A 20,289-nucleotide genomic window follows, 5' to 3' on the forward strand; every position below is an offset into this window, starting at 1 on the left:
CATTGCGTGCCGCCGCGATGATGGGGGCCTTTGGGCTCGGCACCTTGCCTGCCGTCCTAGCGACCGGAGTGGCAGCGCGCCGTGTCTCAATATGGATACGTAGCCCCGCGACTCGTACGCTGGCAGCGCTGCTGATTATTACGTTTGCCGTCTGGTAACTCTGGCATCTGCAATCCATGATAGGGATGGTGGATACGCACAGTGCCATGACTTCGCAGCATCACTAATGATTACTTCGCGAATCATTAGCCTCGAAAACTAATTTACCTGTCCCAAGCGATTCGATTAGTTCCTTCAGCCTGAAGCTTTCAGTCATCTTGTCTTGGTTCATGTTATCTAACCATCGCGCTATCACCTGAAGTTCTTGGGTCCGCAAGTGAAGACGTCGCCTTTGAGTGGCGAGTGGTACTGGTTCATTAAACTCTACGGTGCCTTGATCCGCCCAAGATAATATTTGTTTGATCTCTGGAAGACTAACGCCCAGCGAACGCAGGCAGTCGATAAAACGTAGGCGCCCCAAGGACTCTATATCGTAGAGTTGATAACCGTTGCGCGGGTCGCGGTGCGGTTGCAACAACCCTTCCCTTGTATAGTGACGTACCGTTTCTGCCGTTACCCCTCCCGTCTGAGCCAGCTCGGAGACTCGCATTGGCTTATCCTCATTTGTTTACTCGTAGCCAGCTTACAACCGCCAGGCTGCCCAAAGGTCAAGTCTTCAACGGGCGCTTATGGCAAACCTTTCGGTTGTACATCGAAATTTAAAATGAGGCCTTGACCTTGAAGTCTGCTTTAAGGATATCTTACAAAAGCTGCTCTGCCACAGGTTAAAAACCTTCATCACGTCCTACCCTCAGCTCGTTTGGCAGTATGAGAAGAAAAAATGACTCAAGTCATTTTTTCAATTTGGGTGTGCTATATTCTAAGCGTGTCATCAAACAGGAATGGAGAGTTAAAATGAAAATCAAAACGTCACTTGCCGCCGCAATCATTAGCGTAGTTGCCATACCAGCATTCGCAAACTTTGGACAGTCTGAATCTCAGGCCAAACAGCTGACGGAGGGAGTTACACCTAGTGAAATATTGACCAGAGGGTTTGCTCATGAGTATGTGCTCTCATTAAACGAAAGCTCCGAGGTCAAGATAGCTAGTGAGCACTTTCCTGGGTCATCAAACTTTGCGCTTCACATGAAAGCAAAACTGATGGACGCATCCGGCAATATCGTTTCGGAAGCTAATTCTGTCAATGGAGACTTCAAAATTGATGAGAGACTCGATGCAGGCGAGTACCGCTTGATTGTTTCAGGAGAGACGGGGGGGCTTGGGGATAGTGATACACACCGGTACAGTCTGCATGTAGACATTCAGTGATAAATTAAAGTTGGCCGGCTAATGCTGGCCAACAATTACTTTAAATGTTTCGTTTAATGATTTTAAAGTAATTAATAAACGTAGTTTTTAATGTTTGATTATTTATTTTATTAAATTTTCTGTATTTTTTTGAGCGTAATCCTTTTGTTTGGAGGGCCGCTGTGATCAAGGCTGCATTGTTATTCAGCGGTGTCTTGGGTGTCGCCTGGATGCCGGCTATTGCTGTTGCCGGAAGTGAAACGGACAATTTACAAAAAGCGATACAGATAGCCATTGATCAGGACCCCTGGTTAACCGGAAGTGCGTCCATTGAAACCGCCCTTGAGAACGAGGCCATTGCATCGGCCCAGCTCCCTGATCCCCAGATTTCATTGAAAGCGGGAAATCTGCCGGTTGATACCTTTGACTTGAATCAAGAAGGTATGACCCAGTTCAGCGTAGGAATCAGTCAGAAATTTCCCAGAGGAGATAGCCTGGCGCTTGCCAAGCAACAAAAGCAGCAGCTTGCCGCCCAACAGCCGATGTTGCGGCAGGATAGGGAAGCCAGAGTCGAGGCTACGGTTAGCCAGCTTTGGCTGGAGGCCACTCGTGCTCAGCTGAGCATCAGTCGGATAGAGCGTGATCGTAGCTTGTTTGAGCAGCTAGCGGAGGTGGCCGAGGTGAGCTATGCGTCCGCCTTCGGAATGACCCGCCAAGACGATGTGATTCGTGCTCAGTTGGAGCTGACTCGCCTGGAGGATCGCTTGACCGATCTCAGACAGCAACAAGAGGCAGAAGAGCGGCAGTTAACTGAATGGTTGGGGAGTGAGGCGATGCTACCGATAGCGGAAGACTTCCCCGAGCTTGTTTTGGTAGAGCCAAGCCTCTTCACTGACGCTGAACGTCCCAGTCGTCAGCTGTGGTATGAGCGAGTGAGGCGTCACCCTGCAGTGCTGGCATTGGAGCAGAAGATAGATGCCATGGAGACTGGGGTCGATGTGGCGAGGCAGCAGTACAAACCAGAATGGGGTGTATCGGCACAGTACGGCTACCGCGAGGACGACCCTATGGGCGGACGCCGGTCCGACCTGTTCTCTGTGGGAGTGGCCTTCGATCTACCTGTGTTCACGGAAAATCGTCAGGACAAGAATGTCGCAGCAGCGGCATCACGTCATGAAGCGGTCCGGTACGAGAGAGAAACCTTGGTTCGTGAATTGATTGCCCAGCTGGAAACCAATTGGGTTAAGTTGGCGCGCCTCGATGAACGATTAACCCTGTATACGCAACGATTATTGCCCGAGCTGAGCGAGCAGGCCGAAGCCTCTCTGAATGCCTATAACAATGACGATGGTGATTTTGCAGAAGCCGTGCGGGCACGAATTGATGAAACCAATGCGAGTGTGGAGCTCATAGGCCTGAAAGCCCAACGACTCAAGGTGATCTCGGATATCAACTACCTGCTGTCCCAAGGCACGTCTTCACGCTAACTCACGACTTCTCAAGTCTGGAATGAGACATCACGATGAATCAAATGGGTAGGTACTTTTTCGTTATATCGTTAGGCGTCCTGTTGGGCGTGTCCGGCAGTATGGTTCTGGGAGGGAAGACATTCGTCCTGAACGCAGTAGAAACGGCTATTGGAAAAGATAGTAATAAGACTGGTGGGGAAGAGAGTGGAGAACGCACTCCCCTTTACTGGGTGGCGCCGATGGATCCCAACTACAAGCGAGACAAGCCTGGAAAATCCCCGATGGGGATGGATCTAGTGCCTGTTTATGATGATCAAGACGAAGGGGACACCCCAGGAACAGTCAAGATTTCTCCTGATGTCGTCAACAATTTTGGTGTTAAAACGGGCGTTGTCGAAAAGGATACATTTGACGCCACGGTAAGGACAGTTGGCTATGTCCAATACGATGAAGACAAGTTGGTGCATATCCACCCCCGCGTCGAGGGGTGGATAGAAAAGTTATTTGCCAAGTCCGAAGGCGATCGTGTTACCCAAGGTCAACCGCTCTACTCGATCTATTCGCCGACGCTCGTGAATGCACAGGAAGAATTGTTGCTTGCAATGAACCGCGGCAACCAACGTCTGATTTCTGCCGCCTTGGAAAGGCTGCGCGCGTTACAGGTGCCCAATGAGGCTATCCAGAAGCTAAGGGACAGTCGTCAAGTGAGTCAGGCGATCATCTTGCGTGCGCCCCAAAGTGGCGTCCTGGATAATTTGCAGGTGCGTGAAGGAATGTTCGTACAGCCAGGAATGAGCATGATGAGTATTGGCGTTCTTGATCATGTGTGGGCTGTCGGAGAGGTGTTTGAGCGCCAGGCAGCGTTGATCGCTGAGGGAGATGAGGTTCGCATGACTCTTGACTATCTACCCGAACGGGAGTGGACAGGGGTGGTGGACTATATATATCCAAGTATTGATAGTGAGACGCGTACGGCTCGTGTAAGGGTGCGTTTCGCTAACGATGACCTGGCGCTAAAACCTGGAATGTTTTCTCAGCTGACCATTATGTCAAACACGACGTTGGAGGCATTGCAAATACCCCGTGAGGCCTTGATTCGCACCGGAAGCCAGTCGCGTGTCGTTCTTGCATTGGGTGATGGAAAATTCAAATCGATCGAAGTCGACGTTGGACGCGTGGGTTGGGAAACCGTCGAGATATTATCGGGCCTTGAGGAGGGCGATCGCATTGTTACGTCGGCTCAGTTCCTTCTGGATTCCGAGTCAAGTCGAACATCAGACTTTCGACGAATGGACCATAGTGACAGTGCTGAAGAGGCCGATGAGAATTCCCTTGTTGAGACCGTATGGGTGCCAGCACGCATCGAAGATGTCATGCCGGATCATGGCATGGTGACGCTATCCCATGCCCCCATCGCGGCGTGGAACTGGCCGGCCATGAGCATGGATTTCCAGGTTGCTGATACGGTTAGCCTTGAACAGCTGAAAGACGGTATGGACATCCATGCCGAACTCGAACGGATTGCGGAAGACAAGTTCGCTCTACGCGGTGTGCATGTTGATGATGTGAAGACCAAAGCACCCAGCGATGAGGGCATGGATCACGGAGAAACCAGTAATGCGGAACGCGGCCAGCAAGACGTGATGAGCCATCAAGGCCATGCAACTGGGGAGAGCAAGTAATGATTCCTGCGTTGATCCGTTGGTCAATAAGCAACCGTTTTCTCGTGCTTCTTGCTGCCGTGATTCTGGCGGGGGCGGGAATCTACTCAGTCAAGAATACTCCTATTGATGCTCTGCCGGACCTGTCCGATGTGCAGGTAATCATCAAGACCAACTACCCTGGACAGGCACCGCAGGTCGTTGAAGATCAGGTTACCTACCCGCTCACCACGGCCATGCTGTCGGTTCCCGGGGCGGCAACGGTACGCGGATACTCCTTCTTCGGTGACTCCTACGTCTATGTGATTTTTGATGAGGATACCGATCCCTACTGGGCACGCTCTCGTGTGCTGGAGTACCTTTCTCAGGTAGCGCCCACGCTACCGGATAGTGCGCGCCCACAGCTTGGCCCAGATGCCACTGGCGTGGGGTGGGTCTATCTCTACGCCCTCATCGACAAGACTGGCCAACATGATCTCAGTGAGTTGCGGAGCTTGCAGGACTGGTTCCTGAAGTATGAGCTTCAGACCGTGTCGGGCGTCTCTGAAGTCGCGGCGCTTGGCGGCATGGTCAAGCAATACCAGGTCGTGGTAGATCCGGAGAAACTGCGTGCCTTCGACATTCCCCTGGCTCACATCCAGACCGCTATACAGCGGGCCAACCAGGAAGTGGGCGCCTCGGTCGTCGAGATGGCCGAAGCCGAGTACATGGTGCGCGCCACTGGTTATATCCAGAGTCGTGAGGATCTTGCCAGTATCCCGCTGGGTGTGGATGACAATGGAACGCCTCTGCTGCTCAAGGATGTCGCCGACATCGGGATGGGGCCCCAGATGCGTCGTGGCATTGCCGAACTGAACGGGGAAGGTGAGACCGTCGGCGGCATCGTCGTCATGCGCACAGGAGAGAATGCCCAGAAGACGATCGATGGCGTCAAGGCCAAGCTTGAGCAGCTCCAGTCCAGCCTGCCGGAGGGGGTGGAGGTCGTGACGGTCTATGACCGTTCAGGCTTGATCGAAAAGGCGGTAGACAACCTGCTGCGTGGCCTGCTCGAGGAGTTAGCCATCGTAGCCTTGGTATGCGTGCTCTTCCTGTTCCATCTGCGCTCTGCGTTAGTGGCGATGATCAGCCTACCGATGGGCATTCTCACTGCCTTCATCATCATGAACTGGCAGGGCATCAACGCCAACATCATGTCGCTTGCGGGTATCGCCATTGCGATCGGTGCCATGATCGATGGTGCCGTCGTGTTGATCGAGAACTTGCACAAGCACATGGAGCGTACACCGCTGACGTCCGAAAACCGCTGGAAGGTGGTGGCCGATTCGGCGGTGGAGGTGGGGCCGGCGCTTTTCTTCAGCTTGCTGATCATCACTGTCAGCTTTGTTCCTGTCTTTACCCTCGAGGCCCAAGAGGGGCGAATGTTTTCACCCTTGGCCTTCACCAAGACCTATGCCATGGCAGCCAGTGCCGGGCTGGCGGTCACCTTGGTTCCGGTGCTGATGGGCTATTTCATCCGCGGCCGCGTACTTCCTGAGCACAAGAATCCGGTCAATCGACTGCTGGTCGGGGTCTACATGCCGGTACTCAAGGCGGTATTGAGATTCCCAAAGACGACCATCGCCCTGGTGCTAGCGATAACCCTGGTAGGTTTCTGGCCGGTCAGCAAGATTGGCAGCGAGTTTATTCCACCCCTGGATGAAGGCGACTTGATGTACATGCCGACCACTTATCCAGGGCTGTCGATCGGCAAGGCGCGGGAGCTCCTTCAGCAGACCGATAAACTGATTGCCAGCGTACCGGAGGTGGACACGGTGTTTGGCAAGATCGGACGGGCCGACACGGCTACCGACCCTGCGCCGCTGACCATGATCGAAACATTCATTCAGCTCAAACCGCGGGAAGAGTGGCGAGAGGGGATGACCACCGACAAGCTCAAGAAGGAACTCGACAGCCTGGTGCGGATACCGGGGGTATCCAATGCCTGGGTGATGCCGATTTCGACGCGCATCGATATGCTGGCGACCGGGATCAAGACGCCGGTGGGCATCAAGGTGGGCGGAGAAGATCTCAAGCAGATTCAGTCCATCGGACAGCAGCTGGAGACGATCCTTGCCGATGTTCCCGGTACTGCGTCGGTCTATTCCGAGCGGGTGGCCAGAGGTCGCTATATCAAGGTTGATATCAACCGCGCTCAGGCGGCGCGCTATGGCCTGAACATTGCCGACGTGCAACAAGTGGTGGCGACCGCTATCGGTGGTCAGAACATCACTCAGACCATCGAGGGCTTGGAGCGCTACCCGGTCAACCTGCGCTACCCACAGGATTACCGGGACTCCCCCGAGCGACTGGCCGAGCTGCCGATCGTCACCGCCAATGGGCAGCGCATCGCTCTAGCCGACGTGGCGGACATCTACGTGGAGGACGGACCACCGGCGATCAAGAGCGAGAACGCACGTCCCAACGGTTGGACCTTCGTGGATATCGAAGGCGTGGATGTCGGTACCTATGTGCAGCGCGCCATGGACGTCGTGGCGGACGAGCTCGATTTGCCCGCCGGTTATTCGGTGACGTGGTCCGGGCAGTATGAATACATGTTGCGTGCCAAAGAGAAGTTGAGCTATGTGGTGCCTCTCACATTGGCAATCATAGTGATCCTGCTCTACATGAGTTTCAAACGCTTCAGTGAGGTAGCCATCATCATGGGCACGCTGCCGCTGGCCATGGTAGGGGCTATCTGGTTGATGTACCTGCTGGGCTATAACTTCTCCGTGGCCGTGGGAGTGGGGTTTATCGCTCTGGCCGGGGTGGCAGTCGAGATCGGAGTGATCATGCTCGTATATCTCAACCAGGCCTATCAGCAGATGCTCGAGGGCTGCCAACACAAGGGAGTACAACCCCGTCGGGAGACTCTTCGCCACGCCGTGCTGCACGGTGCTGCTCTCAGGGTGAGACCGGTAATGATGACATCGGTCTCGACCATTGCCGGTCTTCTGCCACTGATGTACAGCTCCGGCACGGGTTCCGAGGTGGTCAGCCGCATTGCGGCCCCGATGGTGGGGGGGATGTTGAGCGCAGTGATACTGACGCTTCTGGTGTTGCCCTGTGTCTACTACCTGTGGAAATGCCGCCATGTGAATCATGCATAACGTCAGGATCGACAAGGCTGGGTGGCACATTCTAGATACGCGAATGCCGTATCTCGAGGGCTCCCAGCCTAACACGAATCGTCAGTGGTACTTGATGTGAGGTGCACTAGCGATGCCCCCTGGAATTAGGTTGAATTTGCACTTCGTGAGTCAAGATTCAGTTTGTATTCAGGCCATTAGGCTATGCTGGTAGATAAGAAAGCACGCTTGGCTATTTGCTAACCCGCTGGCGTAGCGTCGAGCGATTCATAGAAGCCTGAAGGGCGCGAGGAAATTGCCATGATTGCGTACCCACAGATCGATCCAGTGGCATTTTCCCTCGGACCGGTACAGCTACATTGGTATGGCCTAATGTACGTGGTGGGGCTGACGGCCGCATGGTGGCTGGGGCGGCGGCGAGCGCACCGCCTCGGCCTGACCCACGATGATATCGGTGACCTGATCTTCTATGGCGCTCTGGGCGTCATCATTGGAGGGCGCTTGGGCTATGTGCTGTTCTACGGGCTCGACCAGCTGATAGCCAACCCCCTATGGCTTTTCAAGATTTGGGAAGGGGGCATGAGTTTCCATGGAGGTCTTGCCGGCGTGCTGGTAGCCGCCTGGCTGTTCGCTCGCCGTCACCGCCTGGCCTACCTTCAGCTGACCGATTTCATCGCCCCGCTGGTGCCGATCGGTCTGGGGGCAGGGCGTCTGGGCAACTTCATCAATCACGAGTTGCCGGGGAGGGCCAGCGAAGTGCCCTGGGCGATGATCTTCCCTCCCATGCTGGGCTTGGGGCCTGAACCCCGACATCCATCAGCACTCTACGAGTTTGTCCTGGAGGGTGTGGTGCTGTTTGTCGTGTTGTGGTGGGTGTCACGGAAACCGCAAACTCAAGGGCTTATCTCGGGTCTATTCCTGCTTCTGTATGGCACCTTCCGTTTCATCGTGGAGTTTGTGCGCTTACCCGATCCTCAATTGGGCTTCATCGCCTTTGATTGGCTCACTATGGGACAGTTGTTGACGGTACCAATGTTGGCAGCAGGTGCGTTCCTGGTCACCACTGCATGTCGTAGTCAGCGAACCATGGTTGCTACATCGGACCGATAAGCAAGACAAGTGATATGAGGTATGTCGATAATATTGGAAGAACGTTAACGATATTACAGTACGAGGAGAATTCTCATGGCACACAGAGAGCATCGGTTGGGAGTTTCTGAAACGACCTTGGTGAACCGACACTTAAAGCTTGATTCCAGCGATCTGGATGCGGTGAAAGCGGCTGTTGCAGATATTGATGAGCTATACGGGCTAGACAGTGTTTCGTTCGATGAGAAGAAACTAAAGCTTCACCTGGCCTATGATGCCTCACGTCTCTGCCTCGACTGCGTCGAAGATATTCTCGACAAATATGCGGTCGAAATCAGTCGTGGTTGGTGGAACCGCTTCAAGGAGGAGCATTATCGATTTGTCGATCAGAATGTGAAGGACAACGCCAAGAAGGAGCCTTGGAGCTGCCATTGAATGGTAGTCACATCTATACGCAAGGCTAGCCTCAGGGTAAGCGCTGCAGGAAACTACGCGTGGTCCGCTCGGCTAGGGAGCTTCATGTAGCGTTATTTGCCTTTCTGCTGAATCTTCCCTGGGAGTTTCTTCAGGTTCCGTTGTATGCGGGCATGCCTGTGATGCCACATTGGGAAGCTGTGCAGGCTTGTATCCAGGCAGCCCTTGGCGATGTATTGATCACGTTGATGGCGTATTGGTCGGTGGCCGTATGGCATCGACGTCATGACTGGCTTCGGGGCTATGGGGCCAAGGAGTGCGTGGGCTTCGTGCTGGTGGGCGTCGGTATCACGGTGGCGATGGAGTGGCACGCTACGCTATTCAGTCAACGGTGGGAGTATGCGCAGCTGATGCCCCGTGTGCCGTGGTTGGGCACGGGCCTCTCGCCGTTACTACAGTGGTTGATCTTGCCGCCGTTGATGCTGTGGATGGCGCGTCGTCATCGGTTAGGTTCGGAGGTTGTATCCAAAGAAAATAATTGACTATTGGGTAGCGCATAGGTTCTACACTTTGATTTCAATGTATCTAACCACACTCTACCATTTGTCATCTGGTGAGTCTCAGAGCGTCAAGAGGGCTTTCGGTAGGGTCTGGTTTCATTCACCCAGGAGAGAGGTGATGGAGTCTATGGATAGAACGCCACAGTACAAGCAGAATAGCCTCTCACTGGTCGGTGCGATTGCCTTAGGGACCGGGGTCATGATTGGCGCTGGTATTTTTGCTTTGACGGGACAGATGGCCGAGATGACGGGAGTGCTTTTCCCGTTAGCCTTCTTGTCAGCGGCACTAATCGTCTCTTTCAGTGCTTATTCCTACGTGAAAATGTCCAATGCCTATCCGTCAGCTGGTGGTATTGGCATGTACCTCAGCAAGGCTTATGGACCAACTCTGACCACCGCTTTCCATGCGCTTTTAATGTATTTCTCCATGGTGATAGCACAAAGCTTTTTGGCGAGAACCTTTGGGTCCTACACGCTAGAGCTTTTCGATTTTGGGGATAGGTCACTGCTTGTCCCCTTATTGGGTGTTGCGCTGCTGATATCTGCATTTTTACTAAACCTCTCCGCCAACAAGCTGATTCAGGGTGTTGCGTCAGTACTCGGGTTCATAAAAATTGGTGGGATCATCTTGTTCGGGGTCGTCGGTGTCATCATCGCCGACTCGGTCGGCATGGAAACCTCGGCGTCGACGCCCGAGGGATCTCTGTCAGGCTTTCTAGGAGCAACCGCGTTGGGGATCCTGGCCTTCAAGGGGTTCACGACGATCACCAATAGTGGTTCAGAGATAAAAGATCCCCATCGCAACGTCGGCAGGGCGATCATGATCTCGATCGCCCTGTGTGTGGTGATCTATGCGCTGGTGGGCTTCGCTGTCGCCAGTAATCTGTCGCTGAGCGAGATAATCGAAACGAAAGATTATTCGTTGGCGGCTGCTGCCCGTCCTGCGCTGGGGGAGGCCGCCGTCTGGTTCACCGTCATTCTCGCCATGCTGGCCACCGCGGGTGGTATCATTGCCAGTATATTTGCGGTCTCACGCATGTTGGCAATGCTGACGGAAATGGAACTGGTGCCGCATCGTCACCCTATGCTGCGCTGGGTTTCAATGAAATCTGTCGGGAGATTTTCGACTTCCATGATCAAGTGACAGATCTCTATCGTAACTTGGTTGGCAAGGCGGAGATTCCTGAAGCAAGGGAGTTGCTTGAATCCCTTCTTGAGCTGGAACAGCATGAAGCGATGCGCCTTGTTCGGCAGACTGGGAGGATGGACGATCTGTAAGAAAATGATGTCTGGATCTGTTATAACTGCCTGATCGCCACCCTCGGCATAACATCTGTCCTGACTGTTCCTAATGTAACGTACCAGAACGGCATCGGCATTGCGTGTCTGGCATCGATGCCGATTGTCCTGTTTTTTATATCTGCTATTCATCTCGGTCGCGCTGATCATGCCCGACATGACGGTGCATCAGGAAGTGCATGCCGAGACAGAGGGCCAGGGGCAGCAGCAGCCAGGCGCCGCTGCTCAGTGATTGCCCGCCCCACATGAACAGCAGCACGGCGCCTCCCATCAGCACCACGCAGGCGGTCATCATCCATTTATGGAGTGCCGCGGTAGGGGAAGACGGCTCTTTCTGTGATTCGGCCTCTCCCGAGGGGGGCTTGGTGGATTCTGGTCGTTTCATGAGCGGTCGCCTTTGGCTTGGACCGATGGGGTGGCAGTGGAAGGCTCTCCGCGGGGCTGCTCACGGGCGTAACGCCGCTTGAGCAGCAGCGAGTTGCCGATCACCGAGAGGGAGCTGGTGGTCATGGCGATGACGCCGATCATCGGGTGCAACAGGCCGATGGCGGCGATGGGGATGGCGGCCACGTTATAGGCGCTGGCCCAGATCAGGTTCTGGACGATCTTGGCGAAGGTGGCTCGCGAGAGGTGCATGGCGTCCACCACGGCGGTGAGCTCGCCGCGTACCAGGGTCACGTCCGCCGCCTCGATGGCCACGTCGGCCCCGGCACCGATGGCGATGCCCACGTTGGCCTGCTTCAGTGCCGCGGCGTCGTTGATGCCGTCGCCGACCATGGCCACGTGGTTGCCGTGTTGTTCCTGCAGCGCGCGGATGGCATCAACCTTGCCTTCCGGCAGCACACCGGCCTGGACCTCGTCGATGCCCACCTCTTCAGCCACGGCGCGGGCGGCGCGTTCGTTGTCGCCGGTGATCATCACCACGTGCAGACCGAGATCATGCATGCCGCGGATGGCCTCCACCGACTCCTGCTTGAGGGTGTCGGCCACGGCCACTAGGCCGAGTGCCTGGCCGTCGGCGGCGACGATTACCACGGTGCGGCCCTTGCCCTCGAGCTCGCCCATGGCGTCATCCAGGGCCTCGAGGCCGGTCACGCCTTCCTCTTCCAGCAACCGGCGATTGCCGATCAGCACCACTTCGTCGCCCACCTTGCCCGAGACACCGCGCGCACCGGTGGAACGGAACTCGCTGACCTCGCCGGGTTTCACATCGCGCTCCCGGGCACCATCGACGATAGCCCGGGCGATGGGGTGCTCCGAGGCGTTCTCCACGCTCGCCGCCAGGGTGAGCAGGCGGTTTTCGTCGGCGCCTTCGGCGACGACGGCCTCGGTGAGTTTTGGTTCGCCGCGGGTGATGGTGCCGGTCTTGTCGAGCACCATCACTTTGACGTCCTTGAAGGTCTGGATCGCTTCGCCGGAGCGGATCAGGATGCCACGCTCGGCACCGATGCCGGAGCCGACCATCAGCGCCGTGGGGGTGGCCAGGCCCAGCGCGCATGGACAGGCGATGACTAGCACTGCGATGGCGGCGAGAATCGCCAGCACCGGCGTGGCGGCCTCGGGGTTCACCCAGGGCAGGAAGGTCGCACCCCAGTCGAGTATCGGTCGCAGGGCATCCGGGAATAGCGCCCAGGCCACCAGGCTGGCCAGAGCGATGGCCAGCACCGCCGGTACGAAGCGGCCGGTCATGCGATCGGCGAATTCCTGGATCGGTACCCGCGAGCCCTGAGCCTGGTCGATCAGCCGCACCACTTGGGAGAGGAAGGTATCGCCGCCGACGCGGGTCGCCTTGACCCGCAAGCGTCCCTCCTTGTTGATGGTGGCACCGATCACGCTGTCCCCGGTGCTCTTGTAGACCGGTATCGACTCGCCGGTGGCGATGGACTCGTCGAGATGGCTCTCGCCCTCGACCACCTCGCCGTCGGTGGGGATCTTGTCGCCGGGGCGCACGACCATGATGTCGCCCGGGGCCAGCTCCTTCACCGCCACCTCGACTTCCTCGCCATCGCGCTCGACGCGTGCTGTCTTGGCACCCAGGGTCATTAGGCGGCGGATGGCCTGGGAGGCGCGTCCCTTGGCGAGTGCCTCCAGGTAACGGCCCAGCAGGTGGAAGGTCATGATGGTGGCGGCCATCTCGATGAATGAGGTCATGGGGTAGACGAAGCCGACTAGGCCGATCAAGTAGGGCGGCAGGCTGCCCATGGAGATCAGCACGTCCATGTTGAAGGTGCCGTTCTTCAGCGAGCGCCAGGTCGACTTGTGGGTGGCGATACCGCCATAGAGAAACACCACCGGGAAGGCCAGCACGGCGATGATGGCCAGGTAGCCGGGAATCGGCTGCCAGAACATGTGCGGCATCATCAGCAGCATGATCAGGGTGGTGGGTACCGCAGCGATGATCAGCCGCTTGCGGGCCTGGGAAAGATAGGCCTCCTCGATCTCGGCGTCGCTGTCGGCATCCTCCGCCTCGTCGGCCTGCACGGCGGCCACCTCATAGCCGGCCCCTTCCACGGCGCGCTTGAGCGCATCGCCATCGGGGCCATCGGCGGCAATACTCACAGAGACGCGATGGCTGGCGATATTGGTGTCGATTGATTCGATACCCTCGAGCCGCTCCAGGGTACTGCGGATGATGCCGGCGCAGTGGTCCGAGCCCATGCCGGGAACGGTCAGGCGGACCTGTTGCATGCCGGTACCACCACTGACGGCGGCCACGTCGTAGCCGGCGCCTTCGACGGCTTCCTTCAAGGTGTCGCCGTCGGGCCCGCCTGCTTCGATGGTCACGCTGACATGGTGGTTGGCGATATTGGTCTGGATCTCGCCCACGCCATCGAGGCGTTCCAGCGTCTTGCGCACGATGCCGGCACAGTGGTCACTGCCCATGCCGGGGACCGTCAGGGTGATCGTGTTGGGGGGTGAATCGCTCATCGCTTGTCTCCTGTGGGCGTTGCCGAGTGGACGGCCAACAATGGCCGTCCTGTTGCCTGAGTCTGTGACACTCCCGGTCAGTGATGGGCCTCGTGGTCCTCGGGGTCGACGTCACTCTCAGGGGTGGCCTGCTGAAGCTGCTGGCGTTGCTCGTCGGTGAGCAGGTCGTTCATGGTATTTTCCAGACGCACCCTCTCGGCCATCATCTCGCCGTGAAGCTCGGCCATCCGACCGTGCAGGGCCTGGACCTCCTCAGGATCGGGGCGCTCGCCGCGCATCTCCGCCATCAGGTCCTCGCGTAGGTTCATCAGGCGGCCCATGCGCTCGAACTGGGCGGGGCGATGCTCCTGCATCAGCGCGCGCATCTCGTCGTGCTGCTCCGGGTCGAGCACCTCCCGCATCATGCCCATGCCGGCGCCTCCCATCATCGGGCAGGTCATCATCCCGCCACCCATCATGCCTTTCATCATGCCGGGCCCCATGCCGCCCTGGCCGCCACTCATCATTCCCCCCATCATGCCGGGCCCCATGTCGCCCTGGCCGCCGCCCATCATTCCGCCCATCATGTCAGGGCCCATGCCGCCTTGGCCGCCGCTGCCGCCCGTCATGCCGCTACCCTGATTGGGCTGATTGGTCGGCATGCTCTGGGCGAGAGCGATGCCGCTACCACTGGCACCGAGTGCCAGGGCGAGTCCGAGAGCGAGAGTATGCTTGCGAATTTCCATGATCCTTCTCCTAGCGAGCTGTTGGGCCCATTCAGGCCCTTTGCTGACATTATTCGGCTACGTGCTGCACAGAGGTCAATCCCATGTAACAGTGACTTTCACCTTTGTCTCGTTATGGTCTTCAGACATCGTTCATTCTCCCCGTTTGGCGAACAAGGCGCATGGCTTCGTGCTCTTCAAGTGCTAAAAGGGAATCTAAGAGCTCTTTAGCCTCAGGAATTTCCGCTTTGCCAACGAGGGTTCGATAAAGGTTTATCGTTTGTTCATGGAAATCAAAAACCTCTCGGCAAATGTCGTCAACACTTAGCGTGGAATAGGGCGCATCGCAGGTACGATGCGTACGGATAGGTTTATGCTCCAAATAGTCATAAACGTAGGTTTTTAATGCTTTCGCGTCAACAGTCTGTTCAAAGCGCGCCACAACGCGCTGCATTTCCGCTTCCTGTGCAGCTAAGTAATTGAGCAACATGCGAGCGCGCTCTTCTTCGTGTATATCGGCGCAATGAGCAAGGCAAGCTGCAAGATGCTCGTGTAACTGACGGGTCCAATCGATCAATTCACCAAAGGTTCTAACGTCCATTTGGTACCTCCTATAACGCTATTAACGTTAATGAGTGTGAGAGTGCTCGCTATCGTTTGAAGCGTCGCGTTTGGATAGGAAAATCCATTCGCCGAGTAAAAGAGTAGCCATTACTACACCAGCAACGATGAGCACCATGGGGTCCGAAATGGCTTTTACCCATAAAAAGCCGATTAACACGACAGCATCTAGTAGTATGGCAATGCTAGGAATAACAGGATTAGCCCCCACTCTGTCCTTGAGATGACGAAGCACACCCCAGTGGATGGCCATATCCATGATCAGGTAGAAAATGATGCCTAATGCTGCGATGCGGCTCAGGTCAAAAAAAGCGGTGAGCACTAAGCCAAATACGATGGTGTACACCAGTGTATGCTTTTGTACACTGCCGGGCATGTGGAAATGGCGGTGAGGAACCAGCTTCATTTCTGTCAGCATGGCGAGCATGCGTGAAACGGCAAAGACGCTGGCGATGATACCGCCCGCCGTTGCTAACATGGCGAGAATGACGGTAAACGCAACTGCCGCTTCACCCAGTGCGGGACGGGCAGCGGCGGCCAGGGAGTAGTCTTGGGTTTCGATAATTTCAGGCAAAGATAGGTTGCTGGCAACGGCAAAACCGACAAGGGCATAGATCACCACGCATAGCGCAATCGAGATCGTGATAGCTTTGCCAAGATTCCGCTTAGGATCTTTAAGCTCCGAACCACTATTGGTAATCGTCGTGAAGCCTTTAAATGCCAGTATGCCGAGCGCCGTAGCACCTAAAAAGCCCGTTATCGTAGGCGTAGGTGCATCGTTGCCAGCACCCATTTCGATGGAGTCGGCAATAAACACGCCGACAATACCAAACACTATAATGCCACCTATTTTGATAAATCCGAGCACCGAGGCGACGGTCTCGATCAAGCGGTTGGCGGATAAATTGATCAAAAAGGCTATTAGCAGTAAACCAACCCCGAGTAGGGGCACAAATAGTGAACGATCCCCCAGGTCAAACAACTCAAGCGTGTAGGAACCAAACGTTCTCGCCAAAAAACTCTGTGCGATCACCATGGAAAAATACATCAGGAGGGCATGAAAGGCGGTGGGAAGCGTCGGGCCATACGCTTTCTGTAAATACATGCCAATCCCACCTGCTGATGGGAAGGTATTGGACATTTTAACGTAAGAATAAGCGCTGAAAGAGACAATGACGGCAGCGGCCAGAAAGGCTAGAGGAAATAGCCGACCAGTCATTTCGGCCATTTGGCCGGTTAGCGCAAAAATACCGGCCCCAATCATCACGCCGGTGCCTAATGCAACGGCACCGACCAACGAAAGACTGTTTTCTTTATATTGTGGCGTTCTATCCTGCCCAACCATGAAAGCGACTCCTTGTATTAACGGCAACCACAGCAGCAATAACTGCCGAGGACTCCTGTGCGGTGTTTTTTGATGCTATATAAATTAAATATAGAACCTATGTGCAGCCACATGGCAAATGACTAACGGAAGGTCTGATTTTGCGAGGCCACAGGCAAGCAGCTCTTACCCTAAACTAGCTAGTCTTGCTCCTGGTTGTGTCATGTAGCCGTTATGACTATTAATGACAGCTCCAAGGTTCCTGTTTAGCGTTGTCTTTAACGTTCTGATCGACGAAACGGTAATACTCCTTCTTAAAGCGGTTCCACCGATCAGCGCTGACCTGTATGTCATGGAGCTTGAGAATTTTTTCAACGTCATCGATGCAGAGCCTCAGCGCATCGTAAGCAAGGCTGATATTTCGGTTTTTCTCGTTGTAGACCACCTTATCCATTCCATAGAGTCGGTCGATATCTGACAGCGCTTCTTCAATGCGTTTGGATTTACTGGGCTTGATTTTTAAATTCCGAGTCACCAGTGTGTTTTTGGAAACACCCAAGCGGTGCTCTTGTTGTGTCGTTTTCATGGTCTTTCTCCCAGGCGCGTACATGTATATATAGAGTGGTTCAGTTCTTGTCTATTTTGTCCTTATGACCGCCGTGGTGTTTATGCATGAAAATATGCATCAGTGGGCATGCTGCCAAAAAGAGGAAAGGTAAGAACTGAAATAGGTGGAGACGGTGCTCGGTTCCCATCAGGTATCCCGCCCAAATGACAAACCCAGCAAGTGGCACCCACAACATCAGCAAACGACTACTTGTACTGTTACTCATAATCACCTCAGTAACTCGCCCAAAGAGCCAACAGCAGTTAAGGCCGTTGGTTTGGGAAAAATCAAATAAATAACCCCAATAACAGCATGGATGATTTGTCTGAACGCAACCTGAACAGCATCGGAGGGAAATATGATCCTGATCAAGCGCCTCGCAAAAAGTAGGCGATAATTACCCAAGCGGTATCCATAGCCTCATTCCCATCATCATTAGGTTTTCGGTGAGCGATACAAAGCTTAATGGGTATTACTGAACCGCCCCGGCTTTACCGGAGACTCCATATCTTGAGAGGATGGAGTTATGAACTCACCAAAACGATATTCTTCAGAAGTCCGGGAGCGAGCTGTTCGATTAGTCCTTGAACAGCAAGGCGAATACCCGTCCAGGTGGGCGGCGATCTGCTCCATTGCCAGCAAGTTTGGCTGTTCACCAGAGACCTTAAGAGCCTGGTGCAAACGCTCAGAACTCACGCAGGGAGATAGCTCGGCTAATCTGCCTGAAAATGAACGACTCAAGCAGCTAGAGCGTGAAAACGTCGAATTGAAGCGCGCCAATGAAATTCTTCGTAAGGCGGCTGCTTTTTTCGCCCAAGCGGAGCTCGACCGCAAACCCAATTGATAGTGTCATTTATCGACGAGCATCGTGCTCAGTTCGGGGGCGAGTCGATTTGTAGCCAGCTACCAATCGCCCCATCGACGTATTACCACCACAAGGCACTTGAGACCGATCCTGAGCGGCGGGGAGATCGATATCGGCAGGATGCGTTTCTTACCGCTGAGATTAAGCGCGTGTGGGAAGAAAACTTCTGCGTCTACGGTGCTCGTAAGGTCTGGCGGCAACTCCGCCGTGAAGGGGTTAATGTTGCTCGTTGCACCGTAGAACGACTCATGCGACGCCTGGGGATTCGCGGCGTGGTGCGAGGCCAACGCCCCTTCACGACGATCAGTGATCCCGACCAGAAACGAGCACCTGATTTAGTGAAACGTGACTTTACGGCCATGCGTCCTAATCAGCTTTGGGTGGCCGATTTTACGTATGTCGCTACCTGGTCTGGCTTCGTTTACGTTGCGTTCGTTATCGATGTTTATGCACGCTGTATCGTGGGTTGGCGCGTAGCAACGTCGATGAAAACGGGATTGGTACTGGACGCTCTGGAGCAAGCGTTGTGGGCACGAAAGCACAGGCAAGGGTTAATCCACCATAGTGATAGAGGAAGCCAATATCTCTCGATCCGCTATACAGAGCGTATGGCTGATGAAGGTATCGATGCCTCTGTCGGCACCACCGGTGACTCCTACGACAATGCGCTGGCCGAGACCCTCATCGGCTTATTCAAAACGGAGGTGATTCACCATCGTGGACCATGGAAAGGGCGAGATGCCGTTGAGTATGCCACGCTGGAATGGGTTGACTGGTTTAACAATCGCCGACTGCTAGAACCCATAGGAAACGTTCCACCAGCAGAACGAGAAAAGGCGTATTATCGTCAATTGGAGGAGTCAGGTGAAGCTGCCTGACTCAAACAAACCGGTCTCCGGAATAACCGGGGCGGTTCATACTGTTGCCGACACAGGCGCACTTGAGCTCACGTTTATCGAGGTATATCGCTTTAAAGACAGAACCTGTCACACGGTGCCAACGAATAGCGCCAGTGGCGCAGCCAGCCAGATAAGCGTATCGGCCAGCAATTAGTAGCTTCGGAAGTATCTAGGCGTGAAGGTAAACGTAACTGAAGGGGACTTGGCGCTGGGCGTGCAGGTCATAGTTGAGAAACATGGCGCTAAAGCTCGCTACGCCCTGCAGCTTTTGCAGACCCGGGGGTATGATCGCTGTGGCTACGGCATACTCTAGCACGCGTGCAGTGAATATTATGCACTGAACCTCCCAACTGGCAGAAAAATCGATGAGTAACGCAGTGGCAAAAATTGCCAGCACAGGGCGATAGGTGGTCGCATTAGGGTCTGAAACGCTAACTCCCAGGTGCTCATGAAGCTCTTCATAGCCGCCAATACGTTCATAGCCCAGATATCCCTGGGAAATCGTATCGACATGTTCCTGCTCTGTAAACGCGTCAATCTCTTATCGCGAAGTCAGCAGGTTTACGTTCACCTAAGGCCCATGTGCACGAGCAGGTCAACGATCTACAAGCCAAACGGACATATGTACTCTCCTGTTTGCAACCATAAGCGCGAGCGCTGGAGTGAGTCGTTGTCACCGTTATGAACCTCTTAGTTGTTTATTAACACTATATTGCTTACCTAACATAATAATCTAACTCCCTTCCACAGCCTTCAGATCAAATATGTGGCGCGACGAAAACTTTATTGTGAAGTGAGTCAGTCGATCTTACTAAGCCTGAAGGCGCCTCAGTCGTTAGGTAATAAGTTTATTTTATATGAAATTTGTTAACTTCCATGTCTCAACATAAACATTTGAGATTCGCTAAAGTGTATATTTATTCGCTGACAATGCGAAGTTGGTTTTCTAAGTAAGGGCTAGCATTCGCCGGGAGCAGGTTTGTCGGAGTTAAAAGGACCAAGAGGTTGTTTTCTACTTAATAACACAAGTGGGCGGTTGAGACGGTAGCTAACAGTGTGGTGACCCATAAGGTGACTAAGAAAATTTGTTATAGGGCATAGACACTATTATTTACTCTGGGGGTATTCCAGTTTGTATTGGAAAGGGGTTCTCAATACTTTCGTCTGCTTGGTGACGCCTTTGCTCTTGTGTCCATAATGTCTTGAGATAATTCACCACATCTCGTATCTCGCTGGGAGCCAAAACTTCCTCCTGAATCCGTGAAGCCGGCGCCGACACTTTCCCTATCACCGCCAGCGAGCACTTTTTGATCATTCGCCCCGTGCAAGTTGGCTTTCGCAAGCCCGTTATTGCCAAAACCCACCGTGCTGATCGGT

General features: G+C 54.6%; 17 protein-coding genes, 2 pseudogenes and 1 other annotated feature. Of the genes and pseudogenes, 10 read left to right on the plus strand and 9 right to left on the minus strand.

Annotated features, from left to right (window positions below):
* A pseudogene (locus tag NH344_RS16200) lies at positions 1-155 on the plus strand (sulfite exporter TauE/SafE family protein); the annotation flags it as partial.
* Between the two features lie 68 nt (positions 156-223).
* Here the strand turns inward: NH344_RS16200 and NH344_RS16205 are convergent.
* The gene (locus NH344_RS16205; protein WP_044630842.1) at positions 224-649 is read right to left on the minus strand and encodes a MerR family transcriptional regulator; all 426 of its coding nucleotides are present in this window, start codon (positions 647-649) and stop codon (positions 224-226) included.
* A 305-nt stretch (positions 650-954) separates the two neighbouring features.
* Here NH344_RS16205 and NH344_RS16210 point away from each other — a divergent pair, with 305 nt between their 5' ends.
* From NH344_RS16210 to NH344_RS16245, 8 genes and pseudogenes are all read left to right on the plus strand, one after another.
* Complete coding sequence (locus tag NH344_RS16210; RefSeq protein WP_044630606.1) at positions 955-1,368, plus strand: hypothetical protein; 414 nt, start codon at positions 955-957, stop codon at positions 1,366-1,368.
* Positions 1,369-1,529: 161 nt separating this feature from the next.
* Positions 1,530-2,834, plus strand: a complete 1,305-nt coding sequence (locus NH344_RS16215) for a TolC family protein (protein WP_228169061.1) — start codon at positions 1,530-1,532, stop codon at positions 2,832-2,834.
* A gap of 35 nt (positions 2,835-2,869) precedes the next feature.
* The gene (locus NH344_RS16220; protein WP_197931368.1) at positions 2,870-4,498 is read left to right on the plus strand and encodes an efflux RND transporter periplasmic adaptor subunit; all 1,629 of its coding nucleotides are present in this window, start codon (positions 2,870-2,872) and stop codon (positions 4,496-4,498) included.
* A complete protein-coding gene (locus NH344_RS16225; protein ID WP_253028156.1) occupies positions 4,498-7,623 on the plus strand; it encodes an efflux RND transporter permease subunit in 3,126 nt (1,041 codons plus the stop codon). The genes NH344_RS16220 and NH344_RS16225 overlap by 1 nt, the downstream gene beginning before the upstream one ends.
* Positions 7,624-7,902: 279 nt before the next feature.
* Positions 7,903-8,712: a prolipoprotein diacylglyceryl transferase gene (lgt, locus tag NH344_RS16230; RefSeq protein WP_101146613.1), complete on the plus strand. Its 810-nt coding sequence runs from the start codon at positions 7,903-7,905 to the stop codon at positions 8,710-8,712.
* 75 nt (positions 8,713-8,787) lie between these two features.
* Positions 8,788-9,126 (plus strand): hypothetical protein, encoded by a 339-nt coding sequence (locus NH344_RS16235; protein ID WP_058577545.1) that lies wholly within the window; start codon positions 8,788-8,790, stop codon positions 9,124-9,126.
* Positions 9,127-9,287: 161 nt separating this feature from the next.
* On the plus strand, positions 9,288-9,647 hold the full coding sequence (locus NH344_RS16240) for a hypothetical protein (protein WP_197931369.1): 360 nt from the start codon (positions 9,288-9,290) through the stop codon (positions 9,645-9,647).
* A 145-nt stretch (positions 9,648-9,792) separates the two neighbouring features.
* A pseudogene (locus NH344_RS16245) lies at positions 9,793-10,740 on the plus strand (APC family permease); the annotation flags it as partial.
* 348 nt (positions 10,741-11,088) lie between these two features.
* Here NH344_RS16245 and NH344_RS16250 read toward each other — a convergent pair.
* The 7 genes from NH344_RS16250 to NH344_RS16280 form a co-directional block, all read right to left on the minus strand.
* On the minus strand, positions 11,089-11,349 hold the full coding sequence (locus NH344_RS16250) for a DUF2933 domain-containing protein (protein WP_058577548.1): 261 nt from the start codon (positions 11,347-11,349) through the stop codon (positions 11,089-11,091).
* Entirely contained in the window at positions 11,346-13,892 is a 2,547-nt protein-coding gene (locus tag NH344_RS16255; RefSeq protein WP_044630611.1) for a heavy metal translocating P-type ATPase, read from the minus strand. Before NH344_RS16255 ends, NH344_RS16250 begins: the two co-directional genes overlap by 4 nt.
* A gap of 77 nt (positions 13,893-13,969) precedes the next feature.
* The gene (locus NH344_RS16260; protein WP_023004785.1) at positions 13,970-14,617 is read right to left on the minus strand and encodes a Spy/CpxP family protein refolding chaperone; all 648 of its coding nucleotides are present in this window, start codon (positions 14,615-14,617) and stop codon (positions 13,970-13,972) included.
* Between the two features lie 121 nt (positions 14,618-14,738).
* Complete coding sequence (locus NH344_RS16265; RefSeq protein WP_044630612.1) at positions 14,739-15,197, minus strand: hypothetical protein; 459 nt, start codon at positions 15,195-15,197, stop codon at positions 14,739-14,741.
* A gap of 27 nt (positions 15,198-15,224) precedes the next feature.
* Entirely contained in the window at positions 15,225-16,562 is a 1,338-nt protein-coding gene (locus tag NH344_RS16270; RefSeq protein ID WP_008958468.1) for an APC family permease, read from the minus strand.
* 220 nt (positions 16,563-16,782) lie between these two features.
* Positions 16,783-17,127 carry a hypothetical protein gene (locus tag NH344_RS16275; protein ID WP_022522184.1) on the minus strand — a complete coding sequence of 115 codons (345 nt, stop codon included), beginning with the start codon at positions 17,125-17,127 and terminating at the stop codon, positions 16,783-16,785.
* Between the two features lie 40 nt (positions 17,128-17,167).
* The gene (locus tag NH344_RS16280) at positions 17,168-17,344 is read right to left on the minus strand and encodes a DUF2933 domain-containing protein (RefSeq protein WP_228169063.1); all 177 of its coding nucleotides are present in this window, start codon (positions 17,342-17,344) and stop codon (positions 17,168-17,170) included.
* Positions 17,345-17,674: 330 nt separating this feature from the next.
* On the opposite strand from NH344_RS16280, the gene NH344_RS16285 reads away from it, so the two are divergent.
* A protein-coding gene (locus NH344_RS16285; protein WP_137095192.1) for an IS3 family transposase occupies positions 17,675-18,891 on the plus strand; the annotation gives its coding sequence in 2 pieces (ribosomal slippage) (positions 17,675-17,960 and positions 17,960-18,891; 1,218 coding nt in all).
* Positions 17,950-18,066: a sequence feature (AL1L pseudoknot), on the plus strand. (Overlaps the previous gene by 117 nt.)
* A gap of 1,172 nt (positions 18,892-20,063) precedes the next feature.
* Here the strand turns inward: NH344_RS16285 and NH344_RS16290 are convergent.
* Positions 20,064-20,289, minus strand: a 226-nt coding sequence (locus NH344_RS16290) for a hypothetical protein (protein WP_253028157.1), incomplete at its 5' end; no start/stop codon positions are given.

It is taken from the genome of Halomonas sp. Ps84H-12 (assembly GCF_024124725.1).
GTDB classification, from domain to species: Bacteria; Pseudomonadota; Gammaproteobacteria; order Pseudomonadales; family Halomonadaceae; genus Vreelandella; species Vreelandella aquamarina.

Excerpts from the sequence above, each read along its gene's own strand:
- NH344_RS16205 (WP_044630842.1), bottom strand. The coding sequence starts at position 649 with ATGCGAGTCTCCGAGCTGGCTCAGACGGGAGGGGTAACGGCAGAAACG.
- NH344_RS16210 (WP_044630606.1), top strand. The coding sequence starts at position 955 with ATGAAAATCAAAACGTCACTTGCCGCCGCAATCATTAGCGTAGTTGCC.
- NH344_RS16220 (WP_197931368.1), top strand. The coding sequence starts at position 2,870 with ATGAATCAAATGGGTAGGTACTTTTTCGTTATATCGTTAGGCGTCCTG.
- NH344_RS16225 (WP_253028156.1), top strand. The coding sequence starts at position 4,498 with ATGATTCCTGCGTTGATCCGTTGGTCAATAAGCAACCGTTTTCTCGTG.
- lgt (WP_101146613.1), top strand. The coding sequence starts at position 7,903 with ATGATTGCGTACCCACAGATCGATCCAGTGGCATTTTCCCTCGGACCG.
- NH344_RS16235 (WP_058577545.1), top strand. The coding sequence starts at position 8,788 with ATGGCACACAGAGAGCATCGGTTGGGAGTTTCTGAAACGACCTTGGTG.
- NH344_RS16240 (WP_197931369.1), top strand. The coding sequence starts at position 9,288 with ATGCCACATTGGGAAGCTGTGCAGGCTTGTATCCAGGCAGCCCTTGGC.
- NH344_RS16250 (WP_058577548.1), bottom strand. The coding sequence starts at position 11,349 with ATGAAACGACCAGAATCCACCAAGCCCCCCTCGGGAGAGGCCGAATCA.
- NH344_RS16255 (WP_044630611.1), bottom strand. The coding sequence starts at position 13,892 with ATGAGCGATTCACCCCCCAACACGATCACCCTGACGGTCCCCGGCATG.
- NH344_RS16260 (WP_023004785.1), bottom strand. The coding sequence starts at position 14,617 with ATGGAAATTCGCAAGCATACTCTCGCTCTCGGACTCGCCCTGGCACTC.
- NH344_RS16265 (WP_044630612.1), bottom strand. The coding sequence starts at position 15,197 with ATGGACGTTAGAACCTTTGGTGAATTGATCGATTGGACCCGTCAGTTA.
- NH344_RS16270 (WP_008958468.1), bottom strand. The coding sequence starts at position 16,562 with ATGGTTGGGCAGGATAGAACGCCACAATATAAAGAAAACAGTCTTTCG.
- NH344_RS16275 (WP_022522184.1), bottom strand. The coding sequence starts at position 17,127 with ATGAAAACGACACAACAAGAGCACCGCTTGGGTGTTTCCAAAAACACA.
- NH344_RS16280 (WP_228169063.1), bottom strand. The coding sequence starts at position 17,344 with ATGTTGTGGGTGCCACTTGCTGGGTTTGTCATTTGGGCGGGATACCTG.